Below are 16222 nucleotides of genomic sequence, written 5' to 3'. Positions count from 1 at the left end.
CCGCGGAAGATGTGGGGAACACCACGTCATGCGGTGCGCCGGTGACAGCCGTGCACCTCTGAGACGACGGAACCCCGGGCGGCGGTTGCCGTCCGGGGCTGCGGGTTCCGTTTTTCCGTCCGGTTAGACGTAAGACCTCTCGCCCACCGTCTACCGTCTACAGCCCACGGCCACCAGCACCGTCCCGGGCCATGTCCTCATCGGCCTCGTCGTCGTCATCATCCTCGTCCGGGCCCCAGTCCGGCGAATCGGGGTCGTAGTCGATCTGCTCGCTGCTCCAGGAGGCCTGCGTGAGCTCCACTCCCGGCACGCCGCTGACCAGGTCGAACGGGTCCACCAGATAGGCGAGCGCCTCCGCGTCGTCCTCCTTGACGGCCGTCTCGGCGTGCACTCGCTCCTCGGCGGGCATGTGCTCGTCCTCCGCGATCCGGCGCAGGGCCGAGGACGCCAGCTCGCCGGATCCGTCGACCTCCACCACCAATTCGACGCGGAGCCGTACAAAACGTGATGTCTCAGGTGTGCTCATGAGTCGGAGCGTACGACCCATGGCCCCCGCGACTTTCCCGCGACCCGCGCCTTTCATTACCATCGCCCCACACGGCCAATTCGCCAGCGCCACAAGGGGGATCCGATTCCGTGTCCGCACGTCGATCGTTGCTGACCGCCACCGCCGCAGGGGCCCTCCTCGGCGCCCTGTGGTTCGTTCCCTCCGCGAACGCGACGGCGACTTTCAGATCCCCGGAGGCCCCCGACGCCCCCCGGGTCGTCCACACCGAACAGCGCCGCGCGACGCTGAACTCGCAGAGCGCCGCCACCTCGGAGAGCACCGCCGCCGCCAAGAACACCGCCGCCGCGGAGGACCGCCTCGCCGACACGGGCGCCGGGGTCGACACGACCCCGTACTTGATCGGCGGGACGGCGTTCCTCGGCCTCGGGGCGGGGTTCGTCGCGTTCTCGGTACGCAGGGAGCGGCAGGGGCCGGCTTACTGAGGGGCGCTTGACCGGGGGGCATGCTCCTCGGGGCGCCCCGGGGCCGCGGCCCCGGCCGGTGCCGGGGTGCCCAGGCGCGCGGCCCGCAGCGCGGGGGATCCCGCGGCCACCAGGAGCGTCGCCACCACGCACACGAGTCCGCCCACGGTCACCGCGGACCGTGCGCCGCTCAGTTCGGCGAGGAACCCGACCGCCGCGTTGCCCAGGGCCGGGGAGACCGTCGCCTGCACCATCCAGAGGCTGCTGACCCTGCCGCGCAGCGCGTCGGGGGTGCCGTGCTGGAGCAGAGCCGAACGCAGGGTCTCCGAGATCAGGTCGCCGAGGCCCGCCAGGGCCAGCAGGGCGAGCGCCAGCGGCAGATACGTCGTCAGTCCGAAGCCCGTCAGCGACAGACCCCACACGAGCACCGCCCCGATCAGCGCGTGCCCGCCCGCCCGTGCCGTCCAGCCACTGGTCGCCGCCCCGACGAGGGCGCCCAGCGCGGGAGCGGCGTAGAGCAGGCCGACCACGGTGGGCCCGCCGCCGAACTGCTCGTCCGCGAGGACCGGGTACAGCGCCTGCGGCATCGTGAAGACCATCGCCGCCGCGTCGACGAGCAGCAGCCCGACGATGAGCCGGTGCCCCCGCACGAAGCGCACGCCGTCCGCCACGGCGGCGAAGGCCTGCCGGACCCCTTTGCCCCCGGCGGCCGTCGCCGGCGGCAGAGGGCGCACGAAGAACAGGGCCACGCCGAAGACCAGGAAGCCCGCCGCGTCGACCGCGAAGCAGGCCGCGATCCCGGGTCCCGCGATGAGGATGCCGCCGAGCGCGGGCCCGAGCAGCGCGGCGAGCTGCGTGGACGCTGCCGTCAACGCACCGGCCGCCGCCAGCCGTTCGGTGCCGACGAGGGCGGGGATCGCCGCCATCATCGCCGGGCCGCCCAGCCCTGCGAAGAGCCCGGTGAGAGCGGTCGCCGTGTAGATCACCCACAGCTGGGGGTGCGGCAGGAGCGCGTTGAGCATGAGCCCGGCGGCCACGAGCGCCAGGGGGAGCCGGGTCACCAGCATCAGGAGGCGGCGGTCCGTGCGGTCCGCGAGGACACCGCCGATCAGTACGCCGACCACGAGCGGCAGCGCCCTGGCCAGGCTGACCAGACCGATCTGCAACGGCGATCCGGTGAGTTCGTAGATCTGCACGGCCACGGCGACGCTCGTCATCAGGGTGCCGAGCAGGGCGCCGAGGAACCCGGCGTAGAGAAGACGGAAATCGCGGTGCTCGCGCAGCGGCGTGAGATCCATGGCGAGGCCGGACAGGCGGGGCACGGGCGACTCCAAGAGGCGGGCACGGGGTGTCGGGTGTCGGGTTAGGTCTGCCTTACTTCGCGCCACTCTGTCGTGCCGGTCCACTAAAGTCAACGGGTGTGAAGTTCAAGTGGGCGATACCTTCAGGGCAATGCACAGCGAGACTCCGGACCCCGATTCCCCGCCCGCGGCCACAAGTTCCCGGCGGCGGCCCACCCACCGCAAAGGCCGTGCCACCCTCACCCGCGAGGGTGTGGGCGGTGCCGCGCTGGAATTCCTCGGCAGCCATGGGGCCGCCGAGCTGACCATGCGCTCCCTCGCGGGCGAGCTCGGCGTCTCACCGCGGGCGCTCTACAACTACGTGGAGGACCGGCGGGACCTGATCACCGTCGCCGCAGAGGTGTTCGAGGCACGGTGGTCACCGCCGGGGCTCGACCCCGACCGGTGGCGCGACTCCCTGCGGGCCTACCTCCGGGGTCTGCGGGCCCACTACCGGCGTCATCCGGGCATGACCACCCTCGCGCTGAGCGAGAACATCACCACGGCCCGCCATCCGGCCATGCTGCGCAACGTCGACGGGCTCATCGGCTTCTTCACCGAGGTCGGGCTGCCCCTGCGCGACGCCTACCTCGCGTGCATGGAGGCCATCCGGTTCGTCGTCGGTTTCGTCGAGCTGCAGGACCGGGCGTACGACCGGCCGCCCCCGGACGTCGACCGCGCCGACCTGGAGCAGGTCCCGCCGCCATGGCTGCGCTCCGGGTCCGGTGACGACCTGCCGTATCTGCGCAGGGCGACCGATGAGCTGGCGGCCGAATCCTCGGACGCCGTCTTCGAGTTCGCCGTGGATGTGCTGCTGGAGGGGCTCGCGCGCCGCGCGATCGGGTGACCCTGGCCGCGCGGCAACTGCGCCTGATACGGGGCTGGGGCTAGGCATGCGGGTATGAGATTCGAGCCCCGTTTCAGCAAGAGCGGCGCCCCGCGCGCCCGCAACCTCCGTCTCGTCGGCGCCATGTGCGCCCTCGTGGCCTCGGCGGCCCTGGTGACAGGGTGCGGTGAGGACAGCGGCAAGGCGTCCTCGGAGGCGACCTCGAAGGCGGCGAAGTCCGTTCCGAAGGAGGCGCCGACAGAGAGCCCCACGGGCAGCGCGTCCCTCACGCAGGACCAGCAGGAGCGCAAGGCGCTGCTCGCCACCACCAAGGTCACCTACGACAAGGCCGCCACCACGGCGGTGGGGAAGGTCTCGGGCGGCAAGCTGACCGACCTCGACCTCGATGGCGTGGACGACGGTGACGACGACACCGACGATGACGACGCGAGCGCGAGCCCGAGTGGCAGCCCCAGCCCGAGCGGCAGCGCGGGCACCCCGCAGTGGGTCGCCGAGGTCGCCGAGAAGGACGGCACCGTGCACCACGTCCGCATCGACGCGGTCTCGGGCAAGGTGATCAGCTCCGCGCCCGACAGCGACCAGGACGCCGAGGACAAGAAGGAGACGGCCGACTGGCTCTCCCGCGTCAAGCAGACGCCGGAGCAGGCGGCCAAGACCGCGACGGACAAGAAGAAGGGCACGGTCACGTCGATCGGCCTCGACGACAACGACAACAAGGCGCTCGTCTGGTCCGTCGACGTCGTCACCGACGACTGGAACAAGACCGACTTCGACATCGACGCGGTCAAGGGCAACATCACCCGCGAGCACGTCGACCGCGACTGACACTCCGTCACCACGCGGAAGGGGGCGCCGTCACCTTTGTGACGGCGCCCCCTTCCGCGTACGCGACGCACCCTCCATACGAACTGCTGTCGCTAGGCCAGCGGGCCCGTCACCGGCTCGACCGCGGCGAGCAGCGCGCCGGAGCGCACGAACGCGTCGGCCGCCGCGAGGTCCGGTGCGAGGAAGCGGTCGGGGCCCGGTCCCTGGACGCCCGCCTTGCGGACCGCCTCGATGACCGCCCGCGTCGCGGGGGCCGGGGTGAGACCGGCTCGGAGTTCGACCGCGCGGGTCGCCGCGTACAGCTCGATCGCGACGATGCGGGTCAGGTTGTCGACGGCCGTACGCAGCTTGCGGGCGGCGGACCAGCCCATCGAGACGTGGTCCTCCTGCATCGCGGAGGACGGGATGGAGTCGGCGGACGCCGGGACGGCGAGCCGCTTCATCTCGCTGACAAGGGCCGCCTGCGTGTACTGGGCGATCATGAGGCCGGAGTCGACGCCCGCGTCGTCCGCGAGGAACGGCGGCAGGCCGTGCGAGCGGTTCTTGTCGAGCAGCCGGTCGGTGCGGCGCTCGGCGATCGAGCCGAGGTCGGCGGCGGCGATCGCGAGGAAGTCCAGGACGTACGCGACCGGTGCCCCGTGGAAGTTGCCGTTCGACTCGACGCGGCCGTCGGGCAGGACGACGGGGTTGTCGACGGCGGCGGCGAGCTCGCGCTCGGCGACGAGGCGCGCGTGCGCCATCGTGTCCCGGCCCGCGCCTGCCACCTGCGGGGCGCACCGCACCGAGTACGCGTCCTGGACGCGCGGCGCGTCGTCCTGGTGGTGGCCGGTCAGCTCCGACCCTTCGAGAACGGCGAGCATGTTGGCGGCGGAGGCCCCCTGGCCCGGGTGCGGGCGGATGGCGTGCAGCTCGGGGGCGAGGACCTTGGCGGTGCCGAGGAGCGCCTCCAGGGTGAGGGCGGCGGTGATGTCGGCGGACTTGTAGAGGGCGTCGAGGTCGGCGAGGGCCATGACCAGCATGCCGAGCATGCCGTCGGTGCCGTTCAGGAGGGCGAGGCCCTCCTTCTCGCGCAGCTCCACGGGGGTGATGCCGTGCGCGGCGAGCAGCTCGCCCGCGGGCTTCAGCTCGCCGTCCTGGCCCTCCGCGTCGCCCTCGCCCATGAGCGTGAGTGCGCAGTGGCTGAGCGGGGCGAGGTCGCCGGAGCAGCCGAGCGAGCCGTACTCGTGCACGACGGGGGTGATCCCCGCGTTGAGCACGTCGGCCATGGTCTGGGCGACCTCGGGGCGTACGCCGGTGCGCCCCGAGCAGACCGTCTTCAGCCGCAGGAACATCAGCGCGCGCACCACCTCGCGCTCGACGCGCGGGCCCATCCCCGCCGCGTGCGAGCGGACGATGTTGCGCTGCAGCTGGGCGCGGAGGTCCGGGCCGATGTGCCGGGTGGCGAGGGCGCCGAAGCCGGTCGACACGCCGTAGACGGGGTCGGGCTTGGCGGCGAGCGCGTCGACGATCTCGCGCGAGGCGGCGAGGGCGGTCACGGCTTCGGCCGAGAGGTCGATGCGGGCGTTGCCGCGGGCGACGGCGATGACGTCCGCCGCGGTTGTCCCGGACGTCCCCAGGACCACGGTGTGCATATCCATATTCAGCAGCGTACGGACTGAATCCCAAAGTGTCACGACCGAAGCGGGACTGAGCCACTTACCGGCCCTTGCCCCAGCCCCCGCCGGGGCGGACGGAACGGCTGAGCCCGCACCTCCCCTGCGGCCCGGTGGGGGCCGCCCGCGCAGTTCCCCGCGCCCCTGACGGGGCCCGATCACACCGGCCCGCAGCAGGAGCGCGAGGAACTGCGCGACAAGCCCCCACCGGCCCGCACGGGGACATACACGCCCAGCCCCACCAGGGGCGCGAGGAACTGCGCGACAAGCCCCCACCGGCCCGCAGGGGAAGACACCCCCCAGCCCCCCGCCCCCCTACCTCCGCCCCCGCCCCCGAAACCGCCGCCGCTCCCCCGCGGGCAACGCCCCCGCGGGCAACGCCCCCGCGGAGTCCGCGAGGCGGACCACCGGATCGTCCACCCCCTCGCGCCCCGCAACCACCGGCTTCGCCGCACGCGCGGCCTTCGCGCGGTACTGTGCCGCGTCCGCGAGGCGGAACAGGCGGCGGGCCGAGCGCACCTCGCCGATCGGATCCTCCGTGGAGGCGACCCCGCACGCGACCCCCTCCCCCTGCTCCAACTCGGCCGCCCGTACGCACAGTTCGTCCGCCACCCGCACCACCTCATCCGCGGAAGGCCCCACCGAGAGCAGGCAGAACTCGTCCCCACCGAGCCGCGCCGCCAGCGTCCCCGGCAGCATCGCCCCGCACAGCGAGAGCACCGAACCGAAGCGTTCGAGGAGGCGGTCGCCGACCGCGTGGCCCTGGGTGTCGTTGACCCACTTGAGGCCGTTCACGTCGCACACGACCAGACTCACCACCGTCCCCTCCGCCCGGTGCCGCTCCACCGCCTCCTCGAGACGCAGATCGACCGCACGCCGGTTGGCGAGGCCCGTCAGCGCGTCGGTGAAGGCGAGGCGACGGGCCTCCTCCAGGCGTTCGGTCTGCGCGATGCCCGCCGCGACCACCGAGGCGAGCACCGTCGCGAAGTCCGCGTCCGCGCGGCCGAAGGGCAGCGCCCCCACCGGACGCGCCACATACAGCTCGCCCCACGCCCGCCCGTGCAGCACGATCGGCGCGACCACACAGCAGCCGCGCCCCCGCCTGCGCAGGGCCGCGACCCGCTGATGGCAGTAACCGGGCGCCGTGGCCTCATCGGGCCCCCGCGCCGTCTCCACCCAGGCGTGCGGCTCACCGCCGCCCGCCCACCGCTCGTGCAGAAACTCGGTGATCTCCGGGAACTCGTTCACGGGATACGCCTCGCGCTCCGGGAACTCTTCCTCCCCCTCGGCCCGTTCGCCCACGTTCACGAGCACCCTCAGCCGCCCGAGGTCACGCTCCCAGACGGACAGCGCAGCGAAACTCCCGGACAGCGCACGGCACGCGCCGCGCGCTGCCGCCCGCCAGGACTCACGCGGAGTGTGCGCGGCGGCCATCCCCTGCGCCAGCACGACCACGGCCCGCAGCCTGACATCCTCTCCCATCTCCCTAGGCTAGGAGATTTACGACAATTTGGGCGTTTGGAACATTACGCAGCGTGTGGGTTACCTGTTCCAGTGACCCCGGAGCACCGTGCCCCTCACTCCCCCGGCCACTGCGGCTTCCGCTTCTCGTTGAACGCCGCGACGCCCTCCGCCCGGTCACCGGAGAAGGCCACCGAGCGCCAGGCGGCGTCCTCGACCTCGAGGCCGGCCCGCAGGTCGAGCCCGTGCCCGAGCCGCAGGGCCCGCTTGGCGGCGCGCAGCCCGACGGGCGAGTTGGCGGCGATCCGCTCGGCGAGCGCGAGCGCCTCCGTACGGTCCTCGCCCTCGCCCACCAGCTGGTCGACAAGCCCCAACTCCCGCGCCTCGCCCGCCTCCAGACGCCGCGCGGTGAAGATCAGCTCGGCGGCCCGCGCCGCGCCGACCCGGCGCGGAAGCAGCTGCGTACCGCCGCCGCCCGGGATCACGCCGACCGACACCTCGGGGAGCCCGACCACGGCGGTCGGGTCGGCGACGATGAGGTCGCAGGCGAGCGCGAGCTCGAACCCGCCGCCGAGCGCGAAGCCGTGCAGGGCCGCGACGGTCGGCATGGGCAGTTCGAGTACGCCGGTGTAGGCGGCCCGCGCGGTGGGCCGCTGCCGCACCAACTCGGCGTCGGAGAAGGAATTGCGCTCCTTCAGGTCGGCGCCGACACAGAAGGCCCGCTCATGGGTGGAGGTGAGGACCACGACGCGGGCGTCGGGGTCCTGAGCCAGGGCGTCGCAGGCGGAGCCGATGGAGCGGGCCATGTCCGTGGACACGGCGTTCATGGCCTTGGGCCGGTCGAGAACGAGCTCGGCGACATAGGCGTGCCGCCTGACGCCGACGAAATCCCCGAACCGCTGCTCGCCACTCATCGCATTCCTCCACGTCAGGTTAACGACCGTTACCTCTTCGTACGAGGATCATGTCACCGTCACGGAGCGCCACGAGGGCGGGCGGGGAAAATTCCGGGTCAGCTACGCCGGGCAAGCAGCCAGGGCTCGACGACACCGAGGCCTCGTACGGGCCGCTGCCACATCGGCTGCAGGGCAAAGCGGTAGGAGGGCGGCTCGGAGCCCTCCTTCTCGGCCAGCTCCGCGGCCTCCGCCGCCTCGGTCTCGGAGGCCGGCGCATCGCCCGTCCGCGTCAGCTCCTCGGCGAGCGCGCCGTCCACCAGGACCGCGTCCTTGGGCGCTATCGACGTGAGGCGGCTCGCGAGGTTCACCGTCGTACCGAAGACGTCGCCCATCCGCGTCGTGACCGTGCCGAACGCGATGCCGACGCGCAGCTCCGGCATCGTCTCGTCGTTGGCCATGGTCTCGATCAGCCGCAGGGCGATCTCCGCGGCGACGCCCGCGTTCTCGGCGGCGTACAGCACTTCGTCGCCCAGCGTCTTGATGAGCCGTCCGCCGTGCGCGGCGACCAGGTCCGCCGCCGTGGTCTCGAAGGCCTCGACGAGCTCGCCGAGTTCCTCTTCCTCCATACGGCGGGTGAGCCGCGTGAAGCCGACGAGGTCGGCGAATCCGACGGCGAGGCGCCGGTCGACCATTTCCTCGTCGTCGGCGGCCTGTACGACGCGTCCGGTGGCGGCGGCGAGCTGCCTGCGCCACACGTAGACGAGGAATTCCTCCAGCTCCGGCAGCAGCAGCTCTATCAGCGGATACGTGACTTCGGTCCGCGTCATGCCCGGCTCGGGCGGCTCCGTCAGACCCTCCAGGAAGGAGTCGATCTGCCATTCGGCCAGGCGGGCGGTGGTCTGTCCGGTGGACCGGGCCACCTGTACCGCCATCGCCTCGCTGAGCAGTCCCGCCTCGACGAGGCCGGCGAGGCGGCGCAGCGCGAGGACGTCCGCCTCGGTCAGGGCCTTCGCCTGGCCGATGTCGGGAAAGCCCATGGCCCGCCAGAAGCGGGAGGCCAGCTCCATGGATACGCCGGCGCTGCGGGCCGCCTGGAACGGGGTGTAGCGGCGGTCCGCGCCGAGGATCAGCCCTTCGAGGCGCAGGGCGAGGGGGTCCTTCTCCGGGTCTCCCGGCTTCTCGTCCCCGGAGTCCATCGAGTCGAACGCATCGACGGGCCCGGCGGTACGTCCGGGCTCACCGTCGGGGCCGGGGGATGCACCCGCTCCGGAGCCCGTGTCGTCGACGGTCACGCCTGCTGCCCTTCCGATCTGCCGCGGTCAGGTATCGACCGGCGCCAACTTTACGGCAGGTGTGCCGCAGCTCACGCCTTTCTCTGGCGGGGCGCCTTGGACTGGGTCCCCCGCAGTCGCCCCGCCGAACACCTCTTCCCCACGCACCCGCCCGTTTGCCCCGCATCCTCACCTGAACGAACAAACCTCTCCCACCCACCCACCCGATTACCCCGGGGTGTTTACAGGGGTCCGCAGGGCAGCCTCCGCGCGCGGTCGGCAGCCCGCGCGCACCCGCAGTCGGCGACGAGACGGGAGGGGACGTGTCGGTATGTCTGCCCGGAGCACGGTTCGCGGCGCTCCGGAGCCGAAGCACCCCAGCGGCCACCGGACGATAGCGAGGACGGACATACCGGCGCGGCCCCGCACCCACACACGGACCGGACCCGCAGCCCCACGCACCCGCACCCGCACCCGCACCCGAAGGCGGACCAGGCCCGCAACCCACGCACCGCACCCGCACCGCCCCCCCCTACGCCCCCCTACGCCCCCCGCAAATGCACAACATCCCCCGCCCCCACAGGCTCCTGCACCCCATCCTCCGTAGCCAGGACGAGGCGGCCGTCGCCGTCCACCGCCACCGCCTCCCCCGTGATCGAGCGGTCGCCCGGCAGCTCCGCCCTGACCTTGCGGCCCAGCGTCGCGCAGCCCGCCGCGTACGTTTCCTGGAGGCGGGACGCCAGTGGGTCGCCCTCCGCGGTGCGCCAGTCCCCGTACCACTGCTCCAGGGAACGCAGCACGGCCCGCAACACCGTGTCCCGGTCCGTCGAAGCCGCCCCCGCCAGCGCGAGCGACCCCGCTCCCGGCACCGGCAGTTCGTCCTCGCGCAGGGTCACGTTGATGCCGACGCCCACCACCACCCCGCCCCCGGCGCCGGAACCGGAACCCGCCCGTTCCGCCAGAATTCCCCCGGCCTTGCGCTCCTCTCCGCCCACCGTCACCAACAGGTCGTTCGGCCACTTGAGCGCCGTATCCACCCCGGCCGCCCGCGAAAGCCCCGTGGCCACGGCGACCCCGGTCAGCAGCGGCAGCCACCCCCACCGCTCGACCGGCACCGCGGCCCCCGGCTTGAGGAGTACGGAGAAGAAGAGACCAGAGCGCGCCGGCGCGGACCAGCGGCGGTCGAGGCGGCCGCGGCCCGAGCTCTGCTCCTCGGCCACCAGGACCGCCCCCTCGGGCAGTTCGTCCGCGCGGGCGGCCAGGTCCGTGTTGGTCGACCCCGTCGTGGGCACCACGTCCAGAGAGGTCCAGAGCCCCCCGTCCCGCACGAGCGCTCGCCGCAGCGACGCCACGTTCAGGGGCGGCCTTTCCAGGTCGGACCAGCGGTTGCCCTCAGGGAGGTCGGAGGAGTCGTCTGAAGCATCTCGCGGCGTCATGCAAGCCACCTTAGGTGTGGTAAACGCCGCACTGCCGAACCGTATGCGCGCCGATACCCTACGAGTCAGTAGCAAGCCAGCCGCAAGCAGCCAGTCGCCCCTTTGAGCAGGCAGGGAGCCATATCCCTATGTCCGAGCCGGAAGAGCCCAACGTGCCCGTGCAAAGCGCCGCAAGCGATACCCCCGGGTCCAGCGCGGGTATCGACATCCACACGACTGCGGGAAAACTCGCTGATCTGCAGCGCCGCATCGAGGAGGCCAAGCACGCCGGTTCGGCCCGCGCGGTCGAGAAGCAGCACGCCAAGGGCAAGTTGACGGCGCGCGAGCGCATCGAACTGCTCCTCGACGAGAGCTCCTTCGTCGAGTTCGACGAGTTCGCCCAGCACCGATCGACGGACTTCGGCCTCGAGGCCAACCGTCCGTACGGCGACGGCGTCGTGACCGGTTACGGCACCGTCGACGGCCGCCCCGTGGCCGTCTTCTCCCAGGACTTCACCGTCTTCGGCGGTGCACTCGGCGAGGTCTTCGGCCAGAAGATCGTCAAGGTCATGGACTTCGCCCTGAAGACCGGCTGTCCGGTCGTCGGCATCAACGACTCCGGCGGCGCCCGCATCCAGGAGGGCGTCATGGCCCTCGGGATGTACGGGGAGATCTTCCGCCGGAACACCCACGCCTCCGGAGTCATCCCGCAGATCTCCCTCGTCGTCGGGCCCTGCGCGGGCGGCGCCGTCTACTCCCCGGCGATCACCGACTTCACCGTCATGGTCGACCAGACGTCGCACATGTTCATCACGGGACCCGACGTCATCAAGACGGTCACCGGCGAGGACGTCGGCTTCGAGGAGCTCGGAGGTGCCCGCACCCACAACAGCACCTCCGGCGTCGCGCACCACATGGCGGGCGACGAGAAGGACGCGATCGAGTACGTCAAGTCCCTTCTGTCCTACCTCCCTTCGAACAACCTCAGCGAGCCCCCGGCCTTCCCCGAGGAGGCGGACCTGGAGCTCACGGACGAGGACCGCGAGCTCGACACGCTCATCCCGGACAGCGCGAACCAGCCGTACGACATGCACGGCGTGATCGAACACGTCCTGGACGACGCCGAGTTCCTCGAGACGCAGCCGCTGTTCGCGCCGAACATCGTCACCGGCTTCGGCCGCATCGAGGGCCGCCCCGTCGGCATCGTCGCCAACCAGCCGACGCAGTTCGCCGGCTGCCTGAACATCGACGCCTCCGAGAAGGGCGCCCGCTTCGTCCGCACCTGCGACGCGTTCAACGTCCCGGTCATCACCTTCGTCGACGTGCCCGGCTTCCTGCCGGGCGTCGAGCAGGAGCACACGGGCATCATCCGCCGCGGTGCCAAGCTGATCTACGCCTACGCGGAGGCGACGGTCCCGCTGATCACCGTCATCACCCGCAAGGCGTTCGGCGGCGCGTACGACGTCATGGGCTCCAAGCACCTGGGCGCGGACCTGAACCTGGCCTGGCCGACCGCGCAGATCGCGGTGATGGGCGCGCAGGGCGCGGTCAACATCCTGCACCGCAAGACCATCGCGGCGGCCGAGGCCTCCGGGGACGTCGAAGAGACCCGTGCCCGCCTCATCCAGGAGTACGAGGACCGGCTGCTCAACCCGTACACGGCGGCCGAGCGCGGTTACATCGACGCCGTGATCATGCCCTCGGAGACGCGTTCCCATCTCGTACGGGGCCTGCGTCAGCTGCGTACGAAGCGGGAATCCCTTCCCCCGAAGAAGCACGGCAACATCCCCCTCTAGACCCCGCCCCCGAGAGGAGACCGTTCATGATCAAGGTCGTACGGGGCAATCCGACCCCGGAGGAGCTGGCCGCCGCACTCGCGGTGGTCCAAGCGCGCGCCGCGGCGGTCGCGGACCAGCCGTCCGGCGCGCCCCGGGCCCTCGACGCCTGGGCGGACCCCGCGCGCGTGGCCCGTCACCGGCTGCCCGCACCGGGGCCGACGTCGTGGGGCCGCACCTACTGGCCCGGGTGAGCGGGGCCGCGCGGCGCGAGAATGAGTGAGACGGGCCGGGGCGCCTGAGTACGCGTACTCAGGCGCCCCGCCGTCACCGCGAGCAGTATCGGTTACATGCTGTGGTCGGACCCGGAGAACAACCCGCCCAAGGACATGCGGGACATGCAGGCGAAGATGCGCCGTGCGGGACTCGTCCTCGCCCTGGCCATGGTCGTCGCGATGTTCGTCCTCGGCATCCACTGAGGCTCGCTAACCTGGCCCGCATGAGTGATCAGCCCCGACAGCCCCGCCGTCTCGTCCTCGCCTCCAAGTCCCCCGCCCGGCTCGGCCTCCTGCGCCAGGCCGGTCTCGCCCCCGAGGTGATCGTCAGCGGGGTCGACGAGGACGCGATCTCCGCACCGACCCCCGCCGAACTCGCCCTCGCTCTCGCCGAGGCCAAGGCGTCGGTCGTCTCCGCGCGCCCGGACGTGAAGGGCGCGCTGGTCGTCGGCTGCGACTCGGTCCTCGAACTGGACGGCCAGGCGCTCGGCAAGCCCGCCGACGCCGAGGAGGCCACGGCCCGCTGGAAGTCGATGCGCGGGCGCGCGGGCGTCCTGCAGACCGGCCACTGCGTGTACGACACCGTGGCGGGCCGCCATGTGTCGGCGGTCGCGTCGACCGTCGTGCGCTTCGGGGAGCCGTCGGACGAGGAGATCGCCGCGTACGTGGCGAGCGGTGAACCGCTGCACGTGGCGGGCGCGTTCACGCTCGACGGCCGCTCGGCCCCCTTCGTCGACTCGATCGAGGGCGACCACGGAAACGTCATCGGCCTCTCGCTGCCGCTGCTGCGCCGCCTGCTGTCCGAACTGGGCGTCGGCATCACGGAGTTGTGGGCGCAGTAGGCAGGACGGTCGAGGGCTCGGACGCGGGCCCGAAGGGCTCAGGCGGGCTGAGGGGCGCCGTTCCCGGGGGCGTCGCTCTCCGGGGCGTCGCCGTCCGCCGCCGCCCCCTGCCGGTCGTACGCGACCAGCGTCAGGACGATCAGGCCGAGCACGATCATCATGAAGGCGAAGGCGGGCCAGCCCACCAGGCCCACCGAGAACGCCCCGAGCAGCGCGTGCACCACGGCGGCGCTGATCAGGAGCAGGCGGCCGAAGCGGCCCGGCGCGCGGTCCGTGATCGCCGAGCGCAGCATGACGACGCCGCACAGCGCGAGGTAGAGGCCGAAGACGCCGCCCGCGATCCACGTCGAGACGGACATCGCGTGCGGGTCGAGCCCGGCGAGGGACATGTCCTGCTTGTTGACCACAAGTCCGAGGAACCAGTTGAGGAGTGCGATGCCGACCGCCTCCACGAGAAGCACGATCGCGCCCACCCAGGCCACCGGTCTACGCGCCACGGCGCCCACCCTCTTCCACTGTTACCGCCAGTACGTGCCACACATCGCGAACGCTACTAACGGGTAAACCGGGGGACAAGGGGCTGACCGAAGGCAAAGAATCATTGGGCCATTCGTAGGGACTCCACAAAGATTGGCCCTCTGCCGCAGCACGCTCTCACAGAGACCTTGGCCACACCGGGACGTTAGTCTGCCGGTAAGGGACCCTGCGTACCGTGGTGCGACAAGGGATTTCGCGGTACGGGCAGGCCCGGATCACGCTCCGTGTGGGCAAGCTCACCATTGGGGACGGGTCGAAAGGTCGTGTCGGCAGTCCCTAAACTCGGCTTGTTTCAAGGAGGGAGCCATCGTGCGCAAGGTGCTCATCGCCAACCGTGGCGAAATCGCTGTCCGCGTTGCTCGGGCATGCCGGGATGCAGGGATCGCGAGCGTAGCCGTCTACGCAGATCCTGACCGGGATGCTCTGCATGTACGTGCGGCAGATGAGGCGTTCGCGCTGGGCGGTGACACTCCGGCCACCAGCTACCTGGACATTTCCAAGGTGCTTGCTGCGGCCAAGGACGCGGGGGCGGACGCGGTCCACCCCGGTTACGGATTCCTTTCGGAGAACGCCGACTTCGCGCAGGCCGTCCTGGACGCGGGCCTGATCTGGATCGGCCCGCCGCCCCACGCCATCCGTGACCTCGGTGACAAGGTCGCGGCCCGGCACATCGCGCAGCGCGCGGGTGCCCCCCTGGTGGCCGGTACGCCGGACCCCGTCAGCGGTTCCGACGAGGTCGTCGCCTTCGCCGAGGAGCACGGTCTGCCGATCGCGATCAAGGCCGCCTTCGGTGGCGGCGGGCGCGGTCTGAAGGTGGCAAGGACCCTCGAAGAGGTGCCCGAGCTGTACGACTCCGCGGTGCGCGAGGCTGTTGCCGCCTTCGGCCGCGGCGAGTGCTTCGTGGAGCGCTACCTCGACAAGCCGCGGCACGTGGAGACGCAGTGCCTGGCCGACAAGCACGGCAACGTGGTCGTCGTCTCGACCCGCGACTGCTCGCTCCAGCGCCGCCACCAGAAGCTGGTGGAGGAGGCGCCCGCGCCGTTCCTGAGCGAGGCCCAGAACGCCGAGCTGTACGCGGCCTCGAAGGCGATCCTGAAGGAAGCCGGTTACGAGGGCGCGGGCACCGTCGAGTTCCTCGTCGGCACCGACGGGACGATCTCCTTCCTGGAGGTCAACACCCGTCTCCAGGTGGAGCACCCGGTCACCGAAGAGATCACCGGCATCGACCTGGTCCGTGAGATGTTCCGCATCGCCGACGGCGAGGAACTGGGTTACGGCGACCCGGAGATGCGCGGCCACTCCTTCGAGTTCCGCATCAACGGCGAGGACCCGGGCCGCGGCTTCCTGCCGGCGCCCGGCACCGTGACCGTGTTCGACCCGCCGTCGGGTCCGGGCGTGCGCCTGGACGCGGGCGTGGAGTCCGGCAGCGTCATCGGCCCGGCGTGGGACTCGCTCCTCGCCAAGCTGATCGTGTCCGGCGCCACGCGTCAGCAGGCGCTGCAGCGGGCCGCGCGCGCCCTTGCGGAGTTCAACGTGGAGGGCATGGCCACGGCCATCCCGTTCCACCGCGCGGTCGTCAAGGACCCGGCATTCGCCCCCGAACTGACCGGCTCCACCGACCCGTTCACGGTCCACACGCGCTGGATCGAGACCGAGTTCGTCAACGAGATCCCCGCGTTCTCCGCGACGGCCGACGCCGAGACGGACGAGGAGCCGGGCCGCGAGACGGTCGTCGTCGAGGTAGGCGGCAAGCGCCTCGAAGTCTCGCTCCCCTCCTCGCTGGGCATGACCATCGCCCGCACGGCCGCCGCGGGCGGCGCCCGCCCCAAGCGCCGCGCGGCGAAGAAGTCGGGCCCCGCGGCCTCCGGCGACACCCTGGCGTCCCCCATGCAGGGCACGATCGTCAAGATCGCTGTCGAGGAGGGCCAGGAGGTGCAGGAGGGCGACCTGGTCGTCGTCCTGGAGGCCATGAAGATGGAACAGCCCCTGAACGCGCACCGCTCGGGCACGATCAAGGGCCTCACGGCGGAGGTCGGCGCGAGCCTGACTTCCGGCGCGGTGATCTGCGAGATCAAGGACTGACCCGCAGAGCGTTTGCTCGTACGCTGGCCGGGCTG

At 71.7% G+C, this 16222-nt stretch carries 16 protein-coding genes; 8 read left to right on the top strand and 8 right to left on the bottom strand.

Features of this window, described 5'->3' with window-relative positions:
- Positions 1 to 157 precede the first annotated feature (157 nt).
- A complete protein-coding gene (locus tag ABXJ52_RS23090) occupies positions 158 to 526 on the bottom strand; it encodes a hypothetical protein (protein ID WP_367044555.1) in 369 nt (122 codons plus the stop codon).
- A gap of 110 nt (positions 527 to 636) precedes the next feature.
- Between ABXJ52_RS23090 and ABXJ52_RS23085 the strand changes: the two genes are divergently transcribed.
- Positions 637 to 990 (top strand): hypothetical protein, encoded by a 354-nt coding sequence (locus ABXJ52_RS23085; protein WP_367044554.1) that lies wholly within the window; start codon positions 637 to 639, stop codon positions 988 to 990.
- Here ABXJ52_RS23085 and ABXJ52_RS23080 read toward each other — a convergent pair.
- Positions 984 to 2291, bottom strand: coding sequence for an MFS transporter (locus ABXJ52_RS23080; RefSeq protein WP_367044553.1), 1308 nt, complete (start codon positions 2289 to 2291; stop codon positions 984 to 986). The two genes, ABXJ52_RS23085 and ABXJ52_RS23080, sit on opposite strands and share 7 nt — an antisense overlap.
- 130 nt (positions 2292 to 2421) lie before the next feature.
- Between ABXJ52_RS23080 and ABXJ52_RS23075 the strand changes: the two genes are divergently transcribed.
- Together ABXJ52_RS23075 and ABXJ52_RS23070 are read left to right on the top strand one after the other, a co-directional pair.
- Complete coding sequence (locus ABXJ52_RS23075; protein ID WP_367044552.1) at positions 2422 to 3156, top strand: TetR/AcrR family transcriptional regulator C-terminal domain-containing protein; 735 nt, start codon at positions 2422 to 2424, stop codon at positions 3154 to 3156.
- Positions 3157 to 3210: 54 nt separating this feature from the next.
- Entirely contained in the window at positions 3211 to 3981 is a 771-nt protein-coding gene (locus ABXJ52_RS23070; RefSeq protein WP_367044551.1) for a PepSY domain-containing protein, read from the top strand.
- Between the two features lie 92 nt (positions 3982 to 4073).
- Here ABXJ52_RS23070 and hutH read toward each other — a convergent pair whose 3' ends face one another.
- The 5 genes from hutH to ABXJ52_RS23045 form a co-directional block, all read right to left on the bottom strand.
- A complete protein-coding gene (gene hutH, locus ABXJ52_RS23065) occupies positions 4074 to 5612 on the bottom strand; it encodes a histidine ammonia-lyase (protein ID WP_367049198.1) in 1539 nt (512 codons plus the stop codon).
- A gap of 336 nt (positions 5613 to 5948) precedes the next feature.
- Positions 5949 to 7115 (bottom strand): diguanylate cyclase, encoded by a 1167-nt coding sequence (locus tag ABXJ52_RS23060; protein ID WP_367044549.1) that lies wholly within the window; start codon positions 7113 to 7115, stop codon positions 5949 to 5951.
- Between the two features lie 95 nt (positions 7116 to 7210).
- A complete protein-coding gene (locus tag ABXJ52_RS23055; RefSeq protein ID WP_367044547.1) occupies positions 7211 to 8008 on the bottom strand; it encodes an enoyl-CoA hydratase-related protein in 798 nt (265 codons plus the stop codon).
- A gap of 98 nt (positions 8009 to 8106) precedes the next feature.
- Positions 8107 to 9186 (bottom strand): adenylate/guanylate cyclase domain-containing protein, encoded by a 1080-nt coding sequence (locus tag ABXJ52_RS23050; protein ID WP_367049196.1) that lies wholly within the window; start codon positions 9184 to 9186, stop codon positions 8107 to 8109.
- A gap of 617 nt (positions 9187 to 9803) precedes the next feature.
- Positions 9804 to 10697, bottom strand: a complete 894-nt coding sequence (locus ABXJ52_RS23045) for a biotin--[acetyl-CoA-carboxylase] ligase (protein WP_367044546.1) — start codon at positions 10695 to 10697, stop codon at positions 9804 to 9806.
- A 128-nt stretch (positions 10698 to 10825) separates the two neighbouring features.
- Here ABXJ52_RS23045 and ABXJ52_RS23040 point away from each other — a divergent pair, with 128 nt between their 5' ends.
- The 4 genes from ABXJ52_RS23040 (at position 10826) to ABXJ52_RS23025 (ending at position 13568) form a co-directional block, all read left to right on the top strand.
- Positions 10826 to 12472: an acyl-CoA carboxylase subunit beta gene (locus ABXJ52_RS23040; RefSeq protein WP_367044544.1), complete on the top strand. Its 1647-nt coding sequence runs from the start codon at positions 10826 to 10828 to the stop codon at positions 12470 to 12472.
- Positions 12473 to 12498: 26 nt separating this feature from the next.
- Positions 12499 to 12705 carry an acyl-CoA carboxylase subunit epsilon gene (locus ABXJ52_RS23035; RefSeq protein WP_367044542.1) on the top strand — a complete coding sequence of 69 codons (207 nt, stop codon included), beginning with the start codon at positions 12499 to 12501 and terminating at the stop codon, positions 12703 to 12705.
- Between the two features lie 96 nt (positions 12706 to 12801).
- A complete protein-coding gene (locus ABXJ52_RS23030; RefSeq protein WP_272902837.1) occupies positions 12802 to 12930 on the top strand; it encodes a hypothetical protein in 129 nt (42 codons plus the stop codon).
- Between the two features lie 20 nt (positions 12931 to 12950).
- Positions 12951 to 13568 carry a nucleoside triphosphate pyrophosphatase gene (locus ABXJ52_RS23025; protein WP_367044540.1) on the top strand — a complete coding sequence of 206 codons (618 nt, stop codon included), beginning with the start codon at positions 12951 to 12953 and terminating at the stop codon, positions 13566 to 13568.
- Positions 13569 to 13606: 38 nt separating this feature from the next.
- On the opposite strand, the gene ABXJ52_RS23020 is transcribed toward ABXJ52_RS23025, so the two are convergent.
- Entirely contained in the window at positions 13607 to 14065 is a 459-nt protein-coding gene (locus ABXJ52_RS23020; protein WP_367044538.1) for a hypothetical protein, read from the bottom strand.
- Positions 14066 to 14414: 349 nt separating this feature from the next.
- On the opposite strand from ABXJ52_RS23020, the gene ABXJ52_RS23015 reads away from it, so the two are divergent.
- Complete coding sequence (locus ABXJ52_RS23015) at positions 14415 to 16187, top strand: biotin carboxylase N-terminal domain-containing protein (RefSeq protein WP_367044537.1); 1773 nt, start codon at positions 14415 to 14417, stop codon at positions 16185 to 16187.
- The last annotated feature ends 35 nt before the right edge of the window (positions 16188 to 16222 follow it).

Source organism: Streptomyces sp. Je 1-332 (assembly GCF_040730185.1).
Taxonomy (GTDB): Bacteria; Actinomycetota; Actinomycetes; order Streptomycetales; family Streptomycetaceae; genus Streptomyces.
The sequence above is the reverse complement of the archived record's forward strand: the minus strand, read 5'-3'. Positions and strand labels throughout refer to the sequence as shown.

Coding starts and splice junctions, on each gene's coding strand:
- ABXJ52_RS23090 (WP_367044555.1), bottom strand. CDS start 526: ATGAGCACACCTGAGACATCACGTTTTGTACGGCTCCGCGTCGAATTG.
- ABXJ52_RS23075 (WP_367044552.1), top strand. CDS start 2,422: ATGCACAGCGAGACTCCGGACCCCGATTCCCCGCCCGCGGCCACAAGT.
- ABXJ52_RS23070 (WP_367044551.1), top strand. CDS start 3,211: ATGAGATTCGAGCCCCGTTTCAGCAAGAGCGGCGCCCCGCGCGCCCGC.
- hutH (WP_367049198.1), bottom strand. CDS start 5,612: ATGCACACCGTGGTCCTGGGGACGTCCGGGACAACCGCGGCGGACGTC.
- ABXJ52_RS23060 (WP_367044549.1), bottom strand. CDS start 7,115: ATGGGAGAGGATGTCAGGCTGCGGGCCGTGGTCGTGCTGGCGCAGGGG.
- ABXJ52_RS23055 (WP_367044547.1), bottom strand. CDS start 8,008: ATGAGTGGCGAGCAGCGGTTCGGGGATTTCGTCGGCGTCAGGCGGCAC.
- ABXJ52_RS23050 (WP_367049196.1), bottom strand. CDS start 9,186: ATGGACTCCGGGGACGAGAAGCCGGGAGACCCGGAGAAGGACCCCCTC.
- ABXJ52_RS23045 (WP_367044546.1), bottom strand. CDS start 10,697: ATGACGCCGCGAGATGCTTCAGACGACTCCTCCGACCTCCCTGAGGGC.
- ABXJ52_RS23040 (WP_367044544.1), top strand. CDS start 10,826: ATGTCCGAGCCGGAAGAGCCCAACGTGCCCGTGCAAAGCGCCGCAAGC.
- ABXJ52_RS23035 (WP_367044542.1), top strand. CDS start 12,499: ATGATCAAGGTCGTACGGGGCAATCCGACCCCGGAGGAGCTGGCCGCC.
- ABXJ52_RS23030 (WP_272902837.1), top strand. CDS start 12,802: ATGCTGTGGTCGGACCCGGAGAACAACCCGCCCAAGGACATGCGGGAC.
- ABXJ52_RS23025 (WP_367044540.1), top strand. CDS start 12,951: ATGAGTGATCAGCCCCGACAGCCCCGCCGTCTCGTCCTCGCCTCCAAG.